The sequence below is a fragment of the Glutamicibacter sp. genome (assembly GCF_032154645.1).
Taxonomy (GTDB): domain Bacteria; phylum Actinomycetota; class Actinomycetes; order Actinomycetales; family Micrococcaceae; genus Glutamicibacter.
This window is the reverse complement of the sequence record NZ_JALDXV010000014.1, coordinates 77649-84758: the sequence shown is the minus strand read 5'-3', so window position 1 is coordinate 84758 and position 7110 is coordinate 77649. Positions and strand designations below refer to the sequence as shown.

General features: G+C 59.3%; 3 protein-coding genes and 1 pseudogene. 1 reads left to right on the top strand and 3 read right to left on the bottom strand.

Annotated features, from left to right (window positions below):
- Together RUH64_RS12310 and rpoB are read right to left on the bottom strand one after the other, a co-directional pair.
- Window positions 1-1265, bottom strand: a pseudogene (locus tag RUH64_RS12310) (DNA-directed RNA polymerase subunit beta'); the annotation flags it as partial.
- Window positions 1266-1345: 80 nt separating this feature from the next.
- Complete coding sequence (gene rpoB, locus RUH64_RS12305; protein WP_313813721.1) at window positions 1346-4852, bottom strand: DNA-directed RNA polymerase subunit beta; 3507 nt, start codon at window positions 4850-4852, stop codon at window positions 1346-1348.
- A gap of 552 nt (window positions 4853-5404) precedes the next feature.
- Here rpoB and RUH64_RS12300 point away from each other — a divergent pair.
- Entirely contained in the window at window positions 5405-5902 is a 498-nt protein-coding gene (locus RUH64_RS12300) for a YbaK/EbsC family protein (protein ID WP_313813720.1), read from the top strand.
- Here RUH64_RS12300 and RUH64_RS12295 read toward each other — a convergent pair.
- Window positions 5874-7025 (bottom strand): acyltransferase, encoded by a 1152-nt coding sequence (locus tag RUH64_RS12295; RefSeq protein WP_313813719.1) that lies wholly within the window; start codon window positions 7023-7025, stop codon window positions 5874-5876. The genes RUH64_RS12300 and RUH64_RS12295 overlap by 29 nt on opposite strands.
- Window positions 7026-7110: the final 85 nt, after the last annotated feature.

Sequence of the window (7110 nt, the reverse complement as noted above, 5' to 3'; positions counted from 1 at the left end):
ACGCGCTTGCCGAGCAGGTTCTGACGGAAACGACCCTGCTTGCCCTTGAGCATGTCGCTCAGGGACTTCAGCGGACGGTTGCCTGGACCGGTGACCGGACGGCCGCGGCGGCCGTTGTCGAACAGCGAGTCGACGGCTTCCTGCAGCATGCGCTTTTCGTTGTTAACGATGATCTCAGGCGCACCGAGATCAAGCAGGCGCTTGAGGCGGTTGTTGCGGTTGATCACGCGGCGGTACAGGTCGTTCAGGTCCGAGGTGGCGAAGCGGCCACCGTCGAGCTGAACCATTGGGCGCAGTTCCGGTGGGATCACTGGAACGGCGTCGAGCACCATGCCCTTAGGCGAGTTGCCGTTGGCAAGGAATGCGTTGACGACCTTCAGGCGCTTGAGGGCGCGAGCCTTCTTCTGGCCCTTGCCGTTGTCGATGATCTGCTTAAGCTCTTCAGCCTCGGCAGCCAGATCGAAGTTTTCAAGACGCTTCTGGATTGCCTCTGCACCCATGGAGCCCTCGAAGTACAGGCCGTACTTCTCACGCATGGTGCGGTACAGGCCTTCGTCGCCTTCAAGGTCTGCAACCTTCAGGCCCTTGAAGCGCTCCCAGACCGCACGCAGGCGCTCGGCCTCGGCCTTGGCGCGCTTGTCGATCTGCAGAACGGTCTTCTCGGCCAGGGTGCGGGCCTTGTTCAGCTCGGCGTTCTTGGCGCCGTCGGCTTCCATGCGCTCCAACTCGGCTTCCAGGTCGGCAGCAACTGCCTTCTTGTCGGCTTCGGCGTTGGTTGCCAGCTGGCGCAGCTCGAGATCGTGCTGTGCCTGCAGGTTTGGCATTTCTGCGTGGCGGCGGTCCTCGTTCACGGAGGTGATCATGTAGGCGGCGAAGTAGATGACCTTTTCAAGGTCCTTCGGAGCCAGATCCAGCAGGTAGCCCAAGCGCGAAGGAACGCCCTTGAAGTACCAGATGTGGGTCACTGGAGCTGCAAGCTCAATGTGGCCCATGCGCTCACGACGAACGTTCGCACGGGTCACCTCAACGCCACAACGCTCACAGATGATGCCCTTGAAGCGCACGCGCTTGTACTTGCCGCAGTAGCATTCCCAGTCGCGGGAAGGACCGAAGATCTTTTCGCAGAAAAGACCGTCCTTCTCCGGCTTCAGGGTGCGGTAGTTGATGGTTTCAGGCTTCTTAACCTCGCCGTAGCTCCACGCGCGGATTTCTTCCGCGGTGGCAAGGTTAATGCGCATGAGGCCAAATGAGGAATCGTTGGACATAGGGTCCTTTTCTCTCTTCTATGGTGTCTGAAGTCGATACGAATGAAGTGGGGGCTGCGGGCCAGGATATGGCCCGCGGCTTACACCTCTTCTACGGAGTTGGGCTCGGACCGGGAAAGGTCGATGCCCAGCTCTTCAGCGGCACGGAATGATTCCTCGTCCGATTCGCGCATTTCGATCGTGTTGCCGTCGGTGCCGAGCACCTCGACGTTCAAGCACAGCGACTGCATTTCCTTGATAAGCACCTTGAACGATTCTGGAACACCTGGTTCTGGAACGTTCTCGCCCTTGACGATGGCTTCGTAGACCTTGACACGGCCGTGGATATCATCCGACTTGATGGTCAGGATTTCCTGCAGCGTGTAAGCAGCACCGTAGGCCTCCAGGGCCCACACTTCCATTTCACCGAAGCGCTGGCCGCCGAACTGCGCCTTACCGCCCAGCGGCTGCTGGGTGATCATGGAGTACGGACCAGTGGAACGTGCGTGGATCTTGTCGTCCACCAGGTGGTGCAGCTTCAAGATGTACATGTAGCCGACCGACACCGGATCCGGGAATGGCTCGCCGGAGCGGCCGTCGAACAGACGGGCCTTACCGGTGTTGCCGATCAGACGCACGCCGTCGCGGGTCTTGTTCGTCGAATCCAGGATGCCGCGGATTTCAGCTTCCGAAGCGCCGTCGAAGACCGGGGTTGCCACGGTGGTGGAACCGGACTGGCGAGGCAGGTTAGGAAGATCCTTGACCCACTCCGGCTCATTCTCGATGTTCCAGCCCTGCTTGGCGGCCCAGCCCAGGTGGATTTCCATAACCTGGCCGACGTTCATACGACCCGGCACACCCAGTGGGTTCAGTACGACGTCCAGCGGGGTACCGTCCTCAAGGAACGGCATGTCCTCCAGCGGCAGGATCTTCGAGATGACACCCTTGTTGCCGTGGCGGCCTGCAAGCTTGTCACCGTTGGTGATCTTGCGCTTCTGGGCCACGTACACGCGCACCAGCTGGTTCACACCAGGTGAGAGCTCGTCGTCGTTGTCGCGGTCGAAGATGCGAACACCGATGACGGTGCCGGACTCGCCGTGCGGAACCTTCAGCGACGTATCGCGAACTTCGCGGGACTTCTCGCCGAAGATGGCGCGCAGCAGGCGCTCTTCTGGGGTCAGTTCGGTCTCGCCCTTAGGGGTGACACGGCCTACCAGTACGTCGCCGGCTTCAACCTCGGCGCCGATGTAGACGATGCCGCGGTCATCGAGCTGGGAGAGGATGTCTTCCGAGACATTCGGGATGTCGCGGGTGATTTCCTCGGCGCCCAGCTTGGTGTCGCGGGCGTCGACCTCGTGCTCTTCGATGTGGATCGAGGTGAGCACGTCGTCGAAGATCATGCGCTGGGAGAGGATGATCGCATCCTCGTAGTTGTAGCCTTCCCATGACATGAATGCCACGAGCAGGTTCTTACCCAGGGACAGCTCACCCTTGTCGGTGGATGGGCCGTCGGCGATGATCGACTGGTACTCCAGGCGGTCGCCCTCGGAGACGCGAACGCGCTGGTTGTAGGCGTTGCCCTGGTTGGAGCGTGCGAACTTCATGATCGGGTACATGGACTCGGTGCCGTCGTCGTTCATGACGACTACCAGGTCGGCGGAGACCTCGGTGACTACGCCTGGCTTGTGGGCCACAACGGAGTCGCCGGCGTCGATCGCCGCGTACTTCTCCATGCCGGTACCCACCAGCGGGCGCTCGGAAGCCAGCAGCGGCACAGCCTGGCGCTGCATGTTGGCGCCCATCAGTGCTCGGTTGGCATCGTCGTGCTCGAGGAATGGAATCAGGGCGGTTGCCACGGAAACCATCTGGCGAGGGGAAACGTCCATGTAGGTTACTTCGGAGGCGTCGACGATGACAGGCTCGCCGCCACCGCCCTTTTCACGCACCAGCACGCCGTCTTCGATGAAGCGGCCGTTCTCATCCAAAGGCGCGTTGGCCTGTGCGATGTAGTGCTGCAGTTCGTCGTCGGCGGTCAGGTACTCCACGGCGTTGGAGACCACGCCGTCGGTGACCTTGCGGTATGGGGTCTCGATGAAGCCGAAGGCGTTGATGCGGCCGTAGGTTGCCAGCGAGCCGATCAGACCAATGTTCGGACCTTCGGGAGTTTCAATCGGGCACATGCGTCCGTAGTGGGACGGGTGCACGTCTCGAACTTCCATGCCTGCGCGGTCGCGCGACAGACCGCCCGGGCCCAGAGCCGACAGGCGGCGCTTGTGGGTCAGGCCGGCCAGCGGGTTGTTCTGGTCCATGAACTGCGAGAGCTGGGAGGTTCCGAAGAACTCCTTGATCGCAGCAACGACTGGGCGGATGTTGATCAGGGTCTGCGGGGTGATGGCCTCGACGTCCTGGGTGGTCATGCGCTCGCGCACAACACGCTCCATGCGGGACAGACCGGTGCGGACCTGGTTCTCGATCAGTTCGCCTACGGCGCGGATGCGACGGTTGCCGAAGTGGTCGATGTCATCCACGTTCACAGGGATGTCGACGATCTCGCCCTTGCGGGTGCCGGAGACGGTCTTTTCGCCTGCGTGCAGGGCGACGAGGTAGCGGATCATTGCCACCAGGTCGTCCAGCGAGAGCACCGAAGCGTTCTCGGCATTGACAGGAGTCTCCACGCCCAGCTTGCGGTTGATCTTGTAGCGGCCGACCTTGGCCAGATCGTAGCGCTTTGGCTCGAAGTACATGTTCTTCAGCAGAGCCTGGGCGGCCTCGACCGTTGGCGGCTCTCCCGGACGCAGCTTTCGGTAGATGTCCAGCAGCGCTTCGGACTGGTCCTTGATGTTGTCCTTCTCAAGGGTGGCGCGCATTGAGTCGTACTGGCCGAATTCGGACAGGATCTGCTCTTCGCTCCAGCCCAGGGCCTTCAGCAGGACGGTGACCGACTGCTTGCGCTTGCGGTCAAGGCGTACGCCAATCTGGTCGCGCTTGTCGATTTCCAGCTCGAACCATGCACCACGCGATGGGATGATACGGGCGGAGTAGATGGTCTTGTCACTGGTCTTGTCCGGTGCGGACTCGAAGTACGCGCCCGGGGAACGGACCAGCTGGGAGACGACGACACGCTCGGTGCCGTTGATGATGAACGTGCCCTTTTCGGTCATCAGCGGGAAATCGCCCATGAACACGGTCTGCTGCTTGATTTCGCCGGTTTCATTGTTCATGAATTCGGCCTTGACGTACAGCGGTGCCGCGTAAGTGGCGTCGCGATCCTTGCACTCAGCAATGGTGTACTTTGGATCAGCGAACTCCGGATCCGAGAAGCTCAAGGACATGGTGTCCTGGAAGTCCTCGATTGGGGAGATTTCCTCGAAGATTTCAGCCAGGCCGGAGGTGTTTGGCACACTGGTGTCGCCAATAGCCTCGGCTGCTGCCAGGCGCTCTACCCAGCGCTCATTGCCGACGAGGCGGTCAAAGCTCTCGGTCTGCAATGCCAGCAGGTTAGGCACTTCAAGGGGTTCGTGAATCTTTGCAAAAGAAAGTCGGCCAGCGTATGCAGCATCGCGAGCCGAACTAGCGGTTTGGTTGTTAGGGTTGCTCGAGGCGACCAAGATGGATCCTTCCAAAGACCGTCAGGTTTCCTAACGCTTACCGTGATAAGGTGCCTGTCTTAGGACAGGTCCTCATTTTTCGACCACGCAGCCCACCGCTATATGAAGGTTGCGCGCGCAAACAGTAAGGCGCAAATTTCCACTCTACCGTAGGATTTTTGGGTTGTCGATACCCGTTGGCCGAATCCGTGCTATAGTTTTCCGCCTGCTTAATAGCGACGCGGTTTTCACGGAGCTTTTCGCCCAGATCCGACCGTGGATCCGACGCCGCATCCCGAGCATTTTCTTCAGCTTTTCCCACATGATCCGTGGATTTTCAATGCACTTGGCAAAATGCCAAGGCCACACAACGCCCCATCCGCAAAGCGCATCACGGCGGCGCCGATTATTCTTTGTGCGATTGGTCACGAGCGTCGATCAGAAGCAATATTTCTTGCGTAAATCCATAAATTCAGCTTCCAGCACAGCGCTGAAGCATCCCTCACACACCAAACCTGCATTAGGCTCATGCCTAAGTCGTGGTCCCGGTGAGGAAAGTAGAGGCAATAGTCAATGAGCGAACAGCAGGATTCGGAAGCGCTGACCCGCGTCATGCTCGACGCTTCCAAGCGCAGCGTTCCGATTGAGATTGTGCCGCGGGCCAAGGTCAACTCTCTAGAAGAGGCGGCGGCGGCGCTTGGTGTACATCCCTCGCAGCTGCTCAAAACGTTGGTCCTCAAGCGTTCGGACGATACCTACGTGTTCGCACTGATCCCAGGCGGTCGCAAAATGGATTGGGCGAAAATTCGATCGGTGCTGCAGGTCAACAAACTTTCCCTACCCGACGCGGAAACAGCGCTGGCAGTCACACACTTTGCCCGGGGCACCATTACCCCTTTCGGCTCGCACACGCCGCTGCCGGTGCTCATCGATTCCAGCGTCTTCGACGAACCGGTTCCGGAAAAGATTGCCCTCGGATCCGGGGATCCGGGCCACGGCCTGCTGGTCTCCCCCGAGGCATTCGTCGCCGGCTTTGAGGCGACTATTGCTGATATTTCGGTTCCACAATAGTTCCGCCGACTTCGCTTCGGCGCGTCTTGAACCAGCCCGAGGCGGCGTTCAGCGAGTTGATCGTCGAGTTCCGCAGTTTCAGTCCCACCGGTTTCTCAACGAAACGGGCAACGACATAGGCCCAGGCGAGCATCAGGACAATCGTGGCAAGCAGCAGGACGTACTTGTTGACCCATGGGTGCAGCTCATTGATGATCCACCAGCCCCAGATTTCGTGGAATAGATACAACGGGAAGGTAAGCGAGCCGGCCATCATCAGCCATTTGGTTTCCACCTTGTTCAACGAGGTTAGCGTCACCAGCGCCAGCAGCAGCACGCACAGCACGACCAGCACCTGATAGTGCCAGGCCGGGACTTCCATCTTTGACAGGCTCAGCGCGTCGCTGCTTCCCTTGATTCCCGTGAAGTAGGCGGCAATGGCGGTGTTGAATGCCACCAGCGTCCAGCGCAACAGGCTGTGACCTCGTTTGTAGATGAGATACAGCATCATGCCGGCTGCGAACAGGGCAGCGTATTGTCCGGCGATCCACTCTTGGAGCTTTTCCAGCTCGGTGAAATGCAGCATGAATCCGGCCGCTGGCCAGATCACCGAAAGCATCATGATGTAGCGGTCCTTGGCCAGTCCCAAGGCCAGCATGAGGCCGAGCAGGATATAGAAGCGAAGCTCAACCCACAGAGTCCAATAGACGCCATCCAGGTCTTCGATCTCGAATGCGCCCTGCATCATCGTCAGGTTGGGTATGATATCGCTCGGAGCCCTGCCTTCACCGATGCGCGGCCAGATGACAAAGCACAAGACCGCCGCCGCGAGTACCGCGAGCCAGTACGCCGGGTAGAGTCGGCCCACGCGGGATCCGATGAAGTGCGTCAGGTTTCTGCCTTGGAGAGACATTAGGATCACGAAGCCTGAAATCAGGAAGAACAGCTGGACTCCGATTTGCCCGTAGCGGGTCACCGTTGAGAGCAACGGCCAGACATCCGGAGCATAGGCTCCCCAGTAATCGTGCCCCCACGCCGTGTAGTGATACAGGACCACCAAGAGAGCTGCCATGATTCGCAGCCCGTCCAGCAAGCCCAACCTCGGCCTTGCTTTCTTTACATCTAAGTTCTCGCGTTTTGACACAAAAACAACAATAAACGGTAGACATCCATAAACGCTGTTAATAGAAACGTTATATAGCTTTTATTAAGGTCCGTACAAGAAATTC